A 14,464-nucleotide genomic window follows, 5' to 3' on the forward strand; every position below is an offset into this window, starting at 1 on the left:
AGGCTCTTCTGTGCATATTAATTCCAGAAATAAATTTCCACGATCATAATAAAGACGAAACATAACCAGTTGCTTTTCTAATTTACGCTTCTTTAAATCAGTAAAGATTTTTTCATTCTTTTTATTACTGCATAATCCTTCAAACAAATATTTTCCAGTCGGAAATAACTCTTGTAAAGTTAAAGGTATTGGAGAAAGACATTGTACAAAGAAATTTTCCCCATTCTTCTCTCCCTCAGCTTTTGCAAACCTCCCAATAAACCTCATATAATACATTCGCTTTATAAAACTTGGATGAAGAGCTTTATGTAATTTCAACGTAGTCACCTTCTTTTTTTCATACTATTCTTATTGTATGAACTACAATCTAAAACTAGAAATAAAAAACCTGACGTCATCCGTCAGGTTCAAAATTAAAACGTATATTAATGAGAAGGAAATGCTTTTTTTTCTTGTAAAATGGCATTATGAGCGATTTTCATTTTAGCAAGTACGTACCGTAATCGATCTTCGGCATTTTCATCTTTATTTTGTTGCAAACTCGCCAAATTCTCTACAGAACTCGCTAAATTTTCAATCACACCTCGAAGTTCAGGATGATGATTAAAAAAAGATTCTTGCACTAATACTTTTCTTAAATCACTAGCTAAATCCATAATTCTAGACAACTGTTCTTTTTCTTCCATTTTCATCCCTCCTGAATATCTTATGTATTAAATATTCTCTAGACAAGGAAAAAAGCCCTTTAAATTAAAAGGACTTTTACATTTTTATATTTCCTGTCAGTAACATATAAAGTGATGTGATAGCTGCAATAACAATTGCCCACATCACATATCTCTCTATACCTACAAAACACCGATTCCCTTTTTCTTTTCTTGCAAACATGTACACGATAATCCCGATTCCATATACAATCGAAACAAGTAATAAATTCTTTAAACCAGCTGCATAAATTAACCATACAGAGTATAGGGAAGCAATTAATGCTAACAATCCATTTTTTACTCTCGCAACTTTCAGCTCTTTCGTGATGACTAATTTCAATTGAAATAGCGCTGATAATAAATACGGTAATAAAATTGATGTTGACGCAATGAAATACATAATTTGATATGTCGATTGTGAAAACAAAACGATTATAAATATAGTTTGGGCAACGATATTTGAAATCCATAATGCCATATGCGGCGTTTGCTTCTTATTTGTTTTCGTAAAGACTTTCGGAAACACACCGTCTTTTCCTGCTACGTGAGAAATTTCAGAAACAAGTAAAAACCAGCCAATTAATGTACCTACAAGTGACGCAACTAATCCAATATTAATTGCCATTGCACCCCATGGCCCAACAACATGTTCTAATACATGTCCCATAGAAGGAGTCTCTAATACTGAAAGTTCTTTTCTTGTCATGGCTCCCATTGACAGAACAGAAATTAAAATATAAATAGACATTACTAAAATAAGTCCAAGTACTGTCGCTTTTCCAACGTCTCTGCTATTTTTAGCTCTTCCTGATAATACAACTGCTCCCTCAACCCCAATGAACACCCAAAGGGTTACGAGCATGGTATTTTTCACTTGACCTAGTACAGAGGAAACTGAGATAGTTCCTTCGCCCCAAAAGTCATGTGTAAATGTATCCCAGCGAAACGCTGTTACCATCACGACAATAAATAATACGATTGGAACTAATTTCCCAATTGTTGCGATAACATTCATAATGGAAGCTTCACGAATTCCAAATAATATAAGAAAATGAAGTGACCATAATAAAAGAGAGGCACCAATGATAGACGCAGCATTATTTCCTCCTTTAAAAATCGGGAAGAAATAACCTAATGTACTAAACAGTAACATAATTGTTGCGACATTTCCTAAAATCCCTGCCAGCCAGTATCCCCACGCACTGTTAAAACCAATATACTCACCGAATCCAGCTCGTGCATAACTATAAATCCCGCCCTCAAGCTCCGGTTTTTGTCTTGCTAACGTTTGATATACGAGCGCAAGTGGAATCATTCCCATTGCTGTAATACACCAACCAATTATCGTTGCACCACTATTTGCTCCTACTGCTAAATCATGCGGTAAACTAAAAACACCGCCACCAACCATCGTTCCAACTACTAATGCGATTAACGGAAAAAACCCTAATTTCTTTTCTATTTGTACCACCCCATCTGTCATTCTAGGTGTTATGTTCGTTCAACTATTAAAGTCACCTTTTTCTCTAATAGACGTTTCTCTTATATTTTTTCAGGAAAACATTACTTATTCTAAAAGAAAATGAAGAAAAATGGAATACTTTTTTGAAAAAATGTATAAGTATGCACAAAAAAAACGCTCATTTTGTAATGAGCGGTCATTTCAAACATATAAATTTGTATATTTCTTGTAAAATTAACGAAGTAAATTCTCTTTTTGTAAAAATAGTTTCGCTACTTCTTCACTACTTTTACCATTCACATTTACTTCATAATTCATTTTTCGCATTTCTTCATCTGTAATCTTTCCAGATAATTTATTCAGTACTTTTTCAAGTTCAGGATATTTCTGTAACGTCTCTTTTCTTAATAATGGTGCTCCTTGATAAGGCGGGAATAACCCTTTATCATCTTTTAGTACTTTAAGTCCATATTGCTCTAATTCACTATCTGTTGAATATGCATCGATTACGTTAACATCCCCCGATTGAATTGCACTATAACGTAGTTTCGGTTCCATCGTTTTAACATTTAAAAACTTATAGTTATATAATTTTTGCATACCTTTATAACCATCTTCACGATCAGCAAATTCTAATGTAAATCCTACCTTAGCTTCCTGTGAAATATTTCCTAAATCAGAAATTGTATTTATATTATTTTGATCTGCTATTTTTTTTGGCATAGCTAGTGCGTATGTATTGTTATACTCCATTGGCTTTAACATAACCATATTATATTTCTTTTCCATTCCCATACGAGCTTGCTCATATACTTCATCACGATTTGTACTTTTCGGTTCTTCTTTCACGAAAGTAGATAAAGCTGTTCCTGAAAATTCTGGGTATATATCTACTTCACCTGATTTTAACGCTTCAAATACAAATGCTGTTTTCCCAAGGCCTGGCTTTAATTCTACTTGTAAATCTGTATCCTGTTCAATAAGTTGCTTGTACATTTGAATTAAAATTTCTGGTTCAGATCCAAGTTTGCCAGCAATAACTATGTCTTTCTTTTGTGTATTCCAAAGAAATGGCGAAGCGATCATTACTACAACTATACATATCGTTAATATAACGCGCTTATATGAGCGTTTTGGCCTCTCAAGCATGCGAAGTACTATATCAAAGAATAAAGCGAGTAACGCAGCTGGTATGGCCCCTAAAATGATAAGCGCATGATCATTCCGATCGATACCGAGTAGTATGAGCTTACCGAGTCCACCAGCGCCTATTAAAGCAGCTAATGTAGCCGTTCCAACAATTAATACCATTGCTGTCCGAATACCAGCCATAATAATTGGCAATGCAAGAGGAAGCTCTACCTTCCATAATCTTCTCCAGCTATTCATTCCCATAGCTCTCGCCGCTTCTATAAGTGATTCATCTAATTCCCGTATTCCTGTATACGTATTTCGCAAAATAGGTAATAGCGCATACACAACTAATGCGATAATGGCTGGAAGTTTTCCGATTCCTACTAATGGAATTAAAAGTCCAAGTAATGCAAGTGATGGCACAGTCTGCATTACAGCAGAAGTCCCTATTATAAATTCAGCCATCCGTTCTTTTCTCGTTAATAGAATGCCAAGAGGAACCGCAATAATCACGGCAAAAAATAATGAAATAAGCGATATTTGTAAATGCTCACTTAACGCACTCAGCAATTCTACTTTTCGTTCTTGAAACGTTTGAATAAAATCAGTCACTGTTTAGCCTCTCTCCTTCATTTGTTCAACAATGTAATTTACTATATGACGACTTGTTAACGCTCCAACATATTGACCATTTTCTTCAACCGGTACAGAACCTTCAGCTTGTACGCGGACTAGGGCTTCTTGTAAAGGAGAATTTAAAGATAAAACATTCCCTTCTACTCGTATGCTATCGTCTAGCGGCAATACATCTTCTACAATCTTCCCTTCATACCAAGGTCGTCCACGATTTCCAATGAACTCCTCTACAAACTCATTTTTCGGATTATGTATAATGCCCTCAGGTGTATCTAATTGAACTACTTTTCCTTCTTTCATTACACAAATGCGATCACCAAGTGATAATGCCTCTTGCATATCATGCGTTACAAACACTATCGTTTTTTGGATTTTTTTTTGCAATTGTACAATGTCCTTCTGGAGCTGTTCCCTGCTTAATGGATCTAAAGCACTAAATGGTTCATCCATAAGAACAATTTTCGGATTAGCAGCTAACGCCCTCACTACACCTACACGCTGCTTCTGCCCTCCCGACAATTCATCGGGCATGCGATCACGATATACATCTGGTTCTAAGCCAACCATATGTAGCAGTTCATCAACACGCGCTTTTATTTTATTCTTACTCCACTTTCTCATTTCAGGGACAACTGCAATATTTTCAGCAATTGTCATATGTGGAAACAGCGCAATCTGCTGCAACACGTACCCTATATTCCAACGCAGTTCGTTTATATTATAATCTTGAATATCTTTTCCATCGATCAAAATTGATCCTTCCGTCGTTTCAATTAAACGATTAATCATTTTCATTGTCGTTGTTTTCCCGCAACCACTCGGACCAATGAGAACAAAGAATTCTCCTTTTTTAATTTCTAAATGTAATGAATCCACTGCTTTTGTGCCATCTTCATACGCTTTTGACACATAATTAAACTGAATCACAAACACAACTCCTTTATTGCTGTTTCCTTTATTTTGATGGAATACGGACTTCATTTCAAATGATACGCTTTATTATATAAAAAAAGAGCCCTTATTTGAGCTCTAGCGATCGAATAATATTGTCTTCATAATAGCAACATATTCACGTACATACGCTTTTTTCTTGGAACGACTCGGTGCTTCAGCAGCCAAAGCTTCCATCTTTATTCCTAAACGCTTTGCAATTATTTTCGTTCGATATAAATGATACGTATTACTTACAACTACCGCATGCTTTACATCATATAAATCCATACTAAACTTTAAATTTTCATACGTATTTGTAGAGCGGTCTTCAATTAAAATACGACTCTCATCTATACCGTGTACCATTAAATAGTTTCTCATACTATGAGCTTCCGGTATATCTTCATCTTCCCCTTGACCACCTGAAACAATTACTTTCACCTCAGAGTGAGAGTATAAATATTCCAACGCCACATCCAAACGGTTTTGAAGAGATAAAGACGGTCTATCTCCAAATAACTTTGCACCTAATATAAGAACGTATGGAGAGTGATTACTCAATTTTTCACGAGCAACTTTATTCATTCGAAACGTCATATAAATGATGTATAGCGGAGGTAGTAATAAGATTATAAGCAATATCCATTTGTTCATAAAAAAGTTAACACTCCCTTTCTTTTTATTATATAGAAAAAGAAAAGGAGGCAGAAGTATTTTTTAAACAATTGATTTATTAGAAACATTCGCTTCCACTTTACGTTTGGAGATTACATAGTAAACAGCAATTCCTAATGAAAGGATCAATATGAAACTTAGCAAATAAAACGGTATCATTACTCCTACTTTAGACACACCCACCGTAAATAACATTAACAATATAATACGAATTCCTGTACCAATTAATCGAAATAAGCTGTCTACACGTCCCATTACTTCATTTGGAATTTCCTCCATCATCAATACATTTCTCGCCACTCTTGTACCAGCATTTCCAATCGCATGAAAAATCGCAAGTCCATATAACAACATTATGGAAGGTTCAATGATCATTAAGGTAATTGAAATTATATAAATGAACATCGTCATAACGATTGAAACTTCTGTTTTGACATATTTCATCAAAATTGGAATACTGATTCCCGCAATAACAGCCCCAACACCATACATCATACCTTCTATCGCGTATACAGAGGCACTAGCTTTGAGGATATCTGAAATATAAACTGGTATTAAATAATTTGCCATCATAACACCGATAAACGGCATATAAGTGGCAAGTAAAAACCAAAAGAACTTAGGGCGCTTTTTCATAAAGTAAATTCCTTCGAACAATTGCTTCTTAAATGTTACTTTCCCTTTTACTTCTTTTTTCTTTACATACGGTATACATAAGAAAAGAAAAAATGCTCCTGCAAAGGTTAACATATCTACTAATAAAATCCATTTCAAAGATACAATTTCAATTAAGAAACTTGCTGCCGCTCCTGAAATAACTTGTGTTAACTGTCCTTGTATTTCCATCGTGCCACTTAAACTTTTATAATGGTCTGCTTGAAAGATTTCTTGGTTAAATGCAAAAATTGTAGGATAGAATAATAGATAATAGAAAGAACCTGCTATATAAATAATAATGTAATGAATAGAATTGTATGATTCCCCAGTAAATCCCCATATAGCCATCATTCCTATAATCGCTATCCCAATACCTTCGTTACATAACAATAAAGATTTTCTTGAAAAACGATCAATGCTTTGCCCGATAAACGGCGTTAATAAAAACATAATGAGGGTTGCAACGATAGAAACATACCCAAAGGTTGTCTCTCCCCCACTTTCCTTGATTAGCAACCACGGAATCGTTATCATTACAATCCCGGAACCAATAGCAGATAAACTATTGGCCCCTAGAATGTAATACAAACGAGAATCATGATAAAGAGAGGACATATCACTCAACCCCTAATTGTTTTTTCACCTCTTTATATACACTCATATATGCTTTTAGCTCTTTAACTAAATCATGAATTAATGGTTTTGCATCTTCTCCAAGTTCACCATCTTGCACATGTAATCCATCAAGTACTACTTGTTTTGGGATTGCATTTGCGTAAACGCCTCTAGCGACAGTGCGCATACTATTTAATGCATTTATTCCCCCTTTGCCTCCTCCAGCAACAGCTAACAAAGCGACAGGTTTATGGATGAATTCACTGCTACTTAAGTAATCTAACGAATTTTTCATCGCTCCACTCATCGCATTATGATATTCTGGTGTACATAGTACTACACCGTCCGCTGCTTTCACTAAAGCTTTTAATTTTTTTACCGCTTCTAATTCACGTTGTGATTCTTCCCCATTATATAAAGGCAATTCCGCTACTGCTAAATCGTATAACTCCCCTTCAAATTGATTTGCAATATATTTTGCCACCACTCGAGTTCTACCGAATTTTCTTGGTGTACCGTTAATAACGACTAGTTTCATAATTATTTCTCCCCTTTGTTTTCAAATTCTACCTTTATATTATCAGAAATTTCTATACAAAACACAGTAAAAAGAGGTAAAAGCTTTCATAAAATAGTATGAGAAATAAAAAAGAACTCATACTTTCGTATGAGTTTAACAAAATCAGTTTTTTTCACCTTTATGTTTAAGTGTAAGCATGCTTTCTTTAGCCTCAAAATGGTTATACGCTTTTTTAGCTAATTTTGTCCGTTCTTCTGGTAATTCTATATATTTCATTACGTTTTCTATAATTTTTTCGTATGGTGTAAATACAATTCCTGGCCACTCTATTTCGTCCTCTGGATTGCTATTTTCCGAAATAATAAATTTCTTGTTTGCAACTGCATGAGAAACTCGAGGCGTTTCAAGAATTCCTGATAAATAAAAATGAATATTTAATATAATTTTAGACCTTGCAATTAATTCATTTCTAGTAATTCCCCACGCATTATTTTTAAAAACAATATTTAAATTTGGGGCAACTACTTTTAATTGATCGAAAATGGCTTGCCGTCTCGGATTGAGTGCACCTATAAACAGGATATCAATATCTTCCGAAACTTCATCCTCAAATGCATCTTTCTTTATTTCTAAAGTTGGGGCGTAGTTCATTCCTACATGCTTAATCTCTTTTCCTACCCCTTTTTGTTTTAACCATTCTATATTTTGTTTACTATAATCCCAAATCACTCTATCTTTTAATAATATTAAATAAAGCGGGTGCGCATATGGACTTCCTTCGTATAGCTGTTCTAAATTATAAATAATTGCATCTTTCGGAAGAAGATTCGGGTTATATGCATATGTATGTGCTCCAAAAACTATTGTATTTTTCACATTTTCTAGTATTGTTTCTGATATAATTACTGTATTTCCTTCCTGCTCCAATCGCCATTTCAAAGCTCGTGCAACATCTATGAAACTACCGTACGTCTTCGGGCATATAAAAAGACAATAATCATATTCTTTATTCAAATAAGCTTCCATTAACCTTAAATTATTTTTATATAAATCCACATCCGGGTGTTTAAGTAACAACTCATTTGCATGTTTTTTTGCTACTTTATATAATCCAGCATAATAGGCAGCAATGCATCTTCTTAATTCGATTCTTTCCCGATGCTCATCCGATACATCCATATCTAAAAGAAGATTTGCGATACAATACGCTTTTAAATGATCACGATCATAATAATAGTCTAGTAGTGGCATCAATTCTTCATACGTATTTCCATGCACCGATTCCCCTAGTTCAATCGCCCATCGTATTAATTCCATGATTCCTCCACTACTCCTTTAACCGAAAATGTATTTAATAAAATTTCGCATTATTTTCTACTATATTTGCTATATGCAACGGTATCTCTTCTTTTTTCGATTCCAAATACTTTTGTGACCTTGCACCTAAATGTTTTTTGTGAGGTATATAGAAAGCACTTATAGAAATTTCATAGTCAAATAAGTAATCATACACATGATAATCTACAAATAGAAGATCATCTTTTGGGAAAGGAACTTCTTTCCCTTGCAGGGCATACATCAAAGCAATATTATTTTGAGATTTTAGTCGATACATTCTTGCAAGTTGATATAATGGTTCAGCCCGAGTTGGTCTATATTCCCACGCTTTTTGAAAATAATAAACCGCTAAAGCTACATATTGCTCTTCTTGTTTCATAACTTGTTCTTTTTCATTCACATCGGTTACTTCATGTTGTTTATTGGCTGAACGATTTGCTAACTGTTCATAACAAAATCCTATTCGTAATAACGAATAGAATACCTCTTCAACCCATCCCCCTGCTTCCACTCGTTTTTTATACCATTTAATCGAATCTTCAAATTGACTTAAATGAAAATAAGTTTGGGCTAAATAAAATAAATATCTTATATGCAAATCGGGCGTTGTTTCTGGATCGTTTAGCCCCTGTAACAACAACCTCTCATCTCGTTCAAATTTATCACCTTTACTTCCACCATCCCCAGGATCATTCACGACAAGAGTCTCTAACCTAGCTACTCTCGTATTGTAATTCGCTCCAACTTGGGAACGATCAATATCCCAATACTCATGAGTAACACCGACTGATTTCCATGGTAAAGAAGCTTTTAAAAGGCGTGTAAGCCAATATTTAATATGAATATCATATTGCAATGTAAGGTAATGATCTTCAGTTAAACTACTTTTATCAAAATCTGGCTCAACTTCTAAAATCATGTCCGCATCAAGTATTAATAAATAATCTGCTTCTGGATATGTTTTTTGCGCTAATGACACAGCTAAACTTCTGTTATAACCAAAGTTTTTAAATGGCTCATGATGAACTGTTCCCGGTATTTCATTTTCTTCACACCATTTCCCAATAATCTCTGGTGTATTATCTGTCGATCCGGTATCACAAATAGAAACAAAGTCTACAATTGATTTTGTTGCATTTAAACACCTTTCCATAATTCTAGATTCGTTTTTTACAATCATACAAAGACATAACTTTTTTTCTTCCTTTACATTCTTCACCTGCTCATTTCCCATTTAACCACCTCATATTTTATTAACACGCTCTTCTCATATGTAACACCATTTCATAGCTACACTGATGACATAAGCACCCTCTTACTATTTATGAAAACTTCATTTTATTTATTCTTATTTTTATGTGGAGACATCCTTCATGCTTCGCTTTATATTTGATACAATCAGTACAAAATGAACATATAGAATACATTGTTCAATCAATGAGCGTTGAAGCTGTCATTTGTAATAAAAAAACGATGGTTGATTGGTATTTTTAAAATAGGAGTTTCTTACACTATATAAAAAAAGAAACTTGCGCTTATGCACAAGTTTCTTTTCAAAAACATTACTTATTTCTTTACAACTTCATGTCCACCGAACTGATTACGTAGTGCTGAAACTACTTTTCCATGGAATGTATCATCTTCTTGAGAACGGTAGCGCATAAATAATGACATTGCGATAACAGGTGCCGCTGCTTGTAGTTCAAGCGCAGTTTCAACAGTCCATTTTCCTTCCCCGGAAGAGTTCATTACACCTTTAATGCCATCCAGTTTTGGATCTTCTACAAATGCTTTTTCAGTTAAGTCCATTAACCAGCCGCGGATAACTGATCCGTTCGCCCATACTTTTGCAACATCTTCATAATTGAAATCAAAATCACTTTTATCTAACACTTCAAATCCTTCAGCGATTGCTTGCATCATTCCATATTCAATACCGTTATGAACCATTTTTAAGAAATGACCACTTCCAACGCGCCCTGCATAAGAATAACCGTTTTCTACTGCTAAGTCTTTAAATAAAGGTTCTAATTGATCATAGATTTCTTTTTCTCCACCAACCATTAAGCACGCACCGTATCTAGCTCCTTCTACACCGCCTGATGTACCGATATCTACGTAATGTAAGCCAAAGCTTTTCGCTTCTTCAGCACGACGCAACGTATCCTTATAGAATGAATTTCCACCTTCAATAACGATATCGCCTTCCTCTAATAATGGATATACATCTTTTAATACTGACTCAACAACTTCTCCTGCAGGTACCATTACCCAAATTGTTCGAGGTGCTTCTAGTTCAGCGATCATTTCTTTTAATGTATGACGTGCAGTAATCCCTAGTTTTCCTGCCTTTTCAACAAGCTCATTATTTACATCGTATACAACTACTTCATGCTTGTCTTCATGTAAGTGTTCAGCTAATGGGAATCCCATTTTTCCTAATCCAATTAAACCTAGTTTCATATTAATCAATCTCCCATTCTATACAAATATATTTAATAACAAAATTAGTCCAAGTGCTACAACAGATAGTATTGTCTCCATTGCAGTCCATGTTAATAATGTTTCTTTCACAGTCATTCCGAAATACTCTTTAATCATCCAAAATCCAGAATCGTTCACATGTGATAATATTAATGACCCTGCTCCTGTTGCAAGTGCTAGTAGTTCAACATTTACCCCAGGTGTACTTGCTGCAATCGGTGCTACAATTCCAGCTGCTGTCATCATAGAAACAGTAGCTGATCCAGTTGCAACTCGGATAAGTGCAGCAATTCCCCACCCTAATAATATTGGTGAAATATGTGATTCTTTCGCCATCTCCGCAATTGTAGTTCCAATTCCAGAATCTAATAACACTTTATTAAAGGCACCACCTGCACCGATAACTAACAGTATGTTTGCAATTGGGCCTAAACAATCATTTGTAACTTGTAAGACTTTGTCTTTAGAAAACCCTTTTGCATAGCCAAGACTAAAGAAAGAATATATCGTTGCAATTAATAATGCGACTATTGGATCTCCAATAAAGTGCAATACTTGTGCAAGTTGGCTTGTTTTATTTAATGCTACTTCCGCTATCGATGCACCTAGCATAAGAAATACTGGAAGTAAAATAGTAAACAATGTATTTCCGAAGCTAGGAAGTTCCTTCTTCTTATCTCTTTCAATAAATTGCTCCGCTATATCTAATGGTACTTCTTTATGTATACGAGCACCGATCCATTTCCCGTAAAGCGGACCTGCAATTATTGCAGTTGGAAGTCCGACAATTATTGCATATAAAATTGTCTTCCCTACATCTGCTTTAAATATACCTACCGCTGCCATAGCTGCTGGGTGCGGTGGAACAAGTCCGTGTACAACCGAAAGACCTGCTACTAGCGGAATACCGATTGTAATAAGTGATACCCCTGTTTCTAACGCAATTGTAAATACTAACGGAATTAATAGTACAAATCCAACTTGGAAAAATACCGGAATCCCTACTATAAATGCAACGAACATCATTGCCCAGTGAACACGTTTTTTCCCAAAACGTCCAATTAATGTGTTAGCAATTCGTTCAGCACCGCCAGACTCAGCCATCATTTTTCCAAGCATTGTTCCTAAAGCTAAAACAATCGCTAAAAACCCTAACGTATTACCAAGACCTAATTTAATAGAATCGATAATCCCCGGATGTTGTGGTGAAGTTCCAATTAAGGGCATTCCCATTGCTAGCCCAACTCCGATTGCTGTTAAAATTAATGCGACAAATGGATGCCATTTCACTACTGTAATAAGTAGAAGTAGTATGACAACTGCCGCTAGTACGATTCCAACTACCATTTCTCCCAATCCCCCTATTGTTTACGTTGGAAAGCAGCTATACAATCAAATTCTTCTTTCAAGCGATTGTAAAGTCGTTCATACATATAAAACATTTCTAAATAAATAGCCGTATTTTCTTTATTTGGTACATGGTGATGGACAATATCAATCCAATCCTTCACCTCGTCAAGAGAATCAATTTTTCCTACCGCATATAAAGCAAGTGCCGCTGCCCCAAGCGCAGATGCTTCATGACTTTCAGGAACAAGCAATTCTTTTCCCATCATATCGGAGAGCATTTGTCTCCAAAATGCAGACTTCGCAAATCCTCCTGAAACACGTATTTCAGTAAGTGGCCCTGTACAATCACGGATTGCAAGTGCAACTGAATATACACTCATACAGACACCTTCCATAACTGCACGTATAAAATGTTCTCGTTTATGCTGAAGGTTTATCCCGAAGAATGTACCTCGAGCATTTGCATTCCAGTAGGGTGCACGTTCTCCAGATAGAAACGGCAAAAATAGTAATCCATCTGCACCAGCTGGTACACTTTCCGCATACTTAATTAATAAATCATAAGGATCAATCCCAAGCTTCCTCGCTACCTCTTGTTCCGGGCTACCAAATTCATCACGTAACCACCTAAGTAATATTCCACCGTTATTCGTTGGCCCACCGATAACCCAGTGTTCATCTGTTAATGCGTAACAAAAAGTTCTTCCTTTTTCATCTGTATTAACACTCGATGAAATTGTTCGAACCGCACCACTTGTCCCGATCGTAATTGCAGCTGAGCCAGGTGATATTGCACCAACACCTACATTTGCAAGAACACCGTCACTCGCACCAATAACAACTGGAGTATCTTCATGAATCCCCATCTTTTGTGCTAATTCCGGCTTCATTCCCGATAAAATATATGTAGTTGGTACAGGTGTTGATAATTGTTCTGGTGACATATTTAACATAGTTAAAACATCTTCATCCCAGTTTAATGTTTCTAAATTAAATAACCCAGTAGCTGATGCGATTGAATGATCAACTACATAGCGTGAGAATAATTGATAAATGACATACTCTTTAATGGAAATAAATTTATAAGCAGTTCTGAATAACTCCGTTTCTTCTTCCTTCATCCACAGTAATTTAGAAAGTGGTGACATAGGATGAATAGGTGTACCAGTTCTTCTATAAATGTCATGACCATTCATTTGTTGTAATAGTTTTTCTGATTGCTTTGTGCTTCTATTATCTGCCCAAATAATAGAGCGCGTTAACGGCGCACCGTTTTCATCTACTGCAATTAATGCATGCATCGCTGTACTAATACCGATTGAAATAATATCCTCTGGTAACACATTACCCTTTTCAATGGCAACGCTTACAGTTTTGTATACAGCGGCACATATTACATCAGGATCTTGCTCAGCCCATCCGACGTTCGGTTGAATAATTGGATAATCAATTGCATGTGACGCAACGACTTTTCCTTTTTCTGTGAACACAACCGTCTTCGTACTTGTGGTACCGATGTCAATCCCGATTACTCTCCCCCTTGTTTCCATGCGAATCTTCCCTTCGTTTCTAGCAAAATACGATCTAGTAAACCGTTTACATGAATTAGTATATAAAATATTTTTTCTTAAATCAAGTTTCAGAAAGAAAATTTTTTTCATGACAAAAAAATAAACCTCTTCATTCCATTTCATTTACATACTAAAATTAGCTTTTCCGTGCGGTAAAGTTGCATTATATTCGTTTCGCAACACACTCTTTTCCTCTCATTAACAACACATACATAGTCCTTCCATATTTTCTACTCATTTGCATGAAAAAGGAGTTGAAAAGCAATATTCATTATTAGGGGTCACATCACATCACTATCAAGCTAAGCTTATGCAAAGTCAATTTTAGGCGAGATTATTTCTTTTTTCTAAAGGCTACATGTAGGGAGTTTAAAGATTTGCA

General features: G+C 35.3%; 13 protein-coding genes and 1 pseudogene. 1 reads left to right on the plus strand and 13 read right to left on the minus strand.

From position 1 onward, the window contains the following. The 10 genes and pseudogenes from ACFWDE_RS27120 to ACFWDE_RS27165 all read right to left on the minus strand — a co-directional run. Window positions 1-318 (minus strand): annotated as a pseudogene (locus ACFWDE_RS27120) (hypothetical protein); the annotation flags it as partial. A 107-nt stretch (window positions 319-425) separates the two neighbouring features. Then, complete coding sequence (locus ACFWDE_RS27125) at window positions 426-686, minus strand: hypothetical protein (RefSeq protein ID WP_002085825.1); 261 nt, start codon at window positions 684-686, stop codon at window positions 426-428. A gap of 76 nt (window positions 687-762) precedes the next feature. After that, window positions 763-2,190: a basic amino acid/polyamine antiporter gene (locus tag ACFWDE_RS27130; protein WP_377895958.1), complete on the minus strand. Its 1,428-nt coding sequence runs from the start codon at window positions 2,188-2,190 to the stop codon at window positions 763-765. Between the two features lie 213 nt (window positions 2,191-2,403). Continuing rightward, complete coding sequence (locus ACFWDE_RS27135; RefSeq protein ID WP_377895959.1) at window positions 2,404-3,915, minus strand: ABC transporter permease/substrate-binding protein; 1,512 nt, start codon at window positions 3,913-3,915, stop codon at window positions 2,404-2,406. Window positions 3,916-3,918: 3 nt separating this feature from the next. After that, window positions 3,919-4,866 carry an ABC transporter ATP-binding protein gene (locus ACFWDE_RS27140; RefSeq protein ID WP_377895960.1) on the minus strand — a complete coding sequence of 316 codons (948 nt, stop codon included), beginning with the start codon at window positions 4,864-4,866 and terminating at the stop codon, window positions 3,919-3,921. A gap of 102 nt (window positions 4,867-4,968) precedes the next feature. Beyond that, window positions 4,969-5,526, minus strand: coding sequence for a YdcF family protein (locus ACFWDE_RS27145; RefSeq protein ID WP_002148207.1), 558 nt, complete (start codon window positions 5,524-5,526; stop codon window positions 4,969-4,971). A 63-nt stretch (window positions 5,527-5,589) separates the two neighbouring features. Continuing rightward, window positions 5,590-6,819: an MFS transporter gene (locus ACFWDE_RS27150; RefSeq protein ID WP_377895961.1), complete on the minus strand. Its 1,230-nt coding sequence runs from the start codon at window positions 6,817-6,819 to the stop codon at window positions 5,590-5,592. A gap of 1 nt (window position 6,820) precedes the next feature. Then, the gene (locus ACFWDE_RS27155) at window positions 6,821-7,357 is read right to left on the minus strand and encodes an NADPH-dependent FMN reductase (RefSeq protein WP_002148208.1); all 537 of its coding nucleotides are present in this window, start codon (window positions 7,355-7,357) and stop codon (window positions 6,821-6,823) included. A gap of 144 nt (window positions 7,358-7,501) precedes the next feature. Next, window positions 7,502-8,656 (minus strand): CgeB family protein, encoded by a 1,155-nt coding sequence (locus tag ACFWDE_RS27160; protein WP_377895962.1) that lies wholly within the window; start codon window positions 8,654-8,656, stop codon window positions 7,502-7,504. A gap of 34 nt (window positions 8,657-8,690) precedes the next feature. Then, window positions 8,691-9,911 (minus strand): tetratricopeptide repeat-containing glycosyltransferase, encoded by a 1,221-nt coding sequence (locus tag ACFWDE_RS27165; protein WP_377895963.1) that lies wholly within the window; start codon window positions 9,909-9,911, stop codon window positions 8,691-8,693. 122 nt (window positions 9,912-10,033) lie between these two features. On the opposite strand from ACFWDE_RS27165, the gene ACFWDE_RS27170 reads away from it, so the two are divergent. Beyond that, the gene (locus tag ACFWDE_RS27170; protein ID WP_377895964.1) at window positions 10,034-10,171 is read left to right on the plus strand and encodes a DUF2711 family protein; all 138 of its coding nucleotides are present in this window, start codon (window positions 10,034-10,036) and stop codon (window positions 10,169-10,171) included. 72 nt (window positions 10,172-10,243) lie between these two features. On the opposite strand, the gene gnd is transcribed toward ACFWDE_RS27170, so the two are convergent. Genes gnd through gntK form a run of 3 tightly spaced genes read right to left on the minus strand, consistent with a single transcriptional unit; the run spans window position 10,244 to window position 14,061 of the window. Further along, on the minus strand, window positions 10,244-11,140 hold the full coding sequence (gene gnd / locus ACFWDE_RS27175; RefSeq protein ID WP_377895965.1) for a phosphogluconate dehydrogenase (NAD(+)-dependent, decarboxylating): 897 nt from the start codon (window positions 11,138-11,140) through the stop codon (window positions 10,244-10,246). A gap of 18 nt (window positions 11,141-11,158) precedes the next feature. Then, window positions 11,159-12,508 (minus strand): GntP family permease, encoded by a 1,350-nt coding sequence (locus ACFWDE_RS27180; protein ID WP_377895966.1) that lies wholly within the window; start codon window positions 12,506-12,508, stop codon window positions 11,159-11,161. A 14-nt stretch (window positions 12,509-12,522) separates the two neighbouring features. Continuing rightward, window positions 12,523-14,061 (minus strand): gluconokinase, encoded by a 1,539-nt coding sequence (gene gntK / locus ACFWDE_RS27185; RefSeq protein ID WP_377895967.1) that lies wholly within the window; start codon window positions 14,059-14,061, stop codon window positions 12,523-12,525. Between the last annotated feature and the right edge of the window lie 403 nt (window positions 14,062-14,464).

Source organism: Bacillus sp. NPDC060175, assembly GCF_042728695.1.
Taxonomy (GTDB): Bacteria; Bacillota; Bacilli; order Bacillales; family Bacillaceae_G; genus Bacillus_A.

What these genes read in the sequence shown, in the direction of transcription:
- ACFWDE_RS27125 (WP_002085825.1), bottom strand. Translation starts at nt 686, where the DNA reads ATGGAAGAAAAAGAACAGTTGTCTAGAATTATGGATTTAGCTAGTGAT.
- ACFWDE_RS27130 (WP_377895958.1), bottom strand. Translation starts at nt 2,190, where the DNA reads ATGACAGATGGGGTGGTACAAATAGAAAAGAAATTAGGGTTTTTTCCG.
- ACFWDE_RS27145 (WP_002148207.1), bottom strand. Translation starts at nt 5,526, where the DNA reads ATGAACAAATGGATATTGCTTATAATCTTATTACTACCTCCGCTATAC.
- ACFWDE_RS27150 (WP_377895961.1), bottom strand. Translation starts at nt 6,819, where the DNA reads ATGTCCTCTCTTTATCATGATTCTCGTTTGTATTACATTCTAGGGGCC.
- ACFWDE_RS27155 (WP_002148208.1), bottom strand. Translation starts at nt 7,357, where the DNA reads ATGAAACTAGTCGTTATTAACGGTACACCAAGAAAATTCGGTAGAACT.
- ACFWDE_RS27160 (WP_377895962.1), bottom strand. Translation starts at nt 8,656, where the DNA reads ATGGAATTAATACGATGGGCGATTGAACTAGGGGAATCGGTGCATGGA.
- ACFWDE_RS27165 (WP_377895963.1), bottom strand. Translation starts at nt 9,911, where the DNA reads ATGGGAAATGAGCAGGTGAAGAATGTAAAGGAAGAAAAAAAGTTATGT.
- ACFWDE_RS27170 (WP_377895964.1), top strand. Translation starts at nt 10,034, where the DNA reads ATGTGGAGACATCCTTCATGCTTCGCTTTATATTTGATACAATCAGTA.
- gnd (WP_377895965.1), bottom strand. Translation starts at nt 11,140, where the DNA reads ATGAAACTAGGTTTAATTGGATTAGGAAAAATGGGATTCCCATTAGCT.
- ACFWDE_RS27180 (WP_377895966.1), bottom strand. Translation starts at nt 12,508, where the DNA reads ATGGTAGTTGGAATCGTACTAGCGGCAGTTGTCATACTACTTCTACTT.
- gntK (WP_377895967.1), bottom strand. Translation starts at nt 14,061, where the DNA reads ATGGAAACAAGGGGGAGAGTAATCGGGATTGACATCGGTACCACAAGT.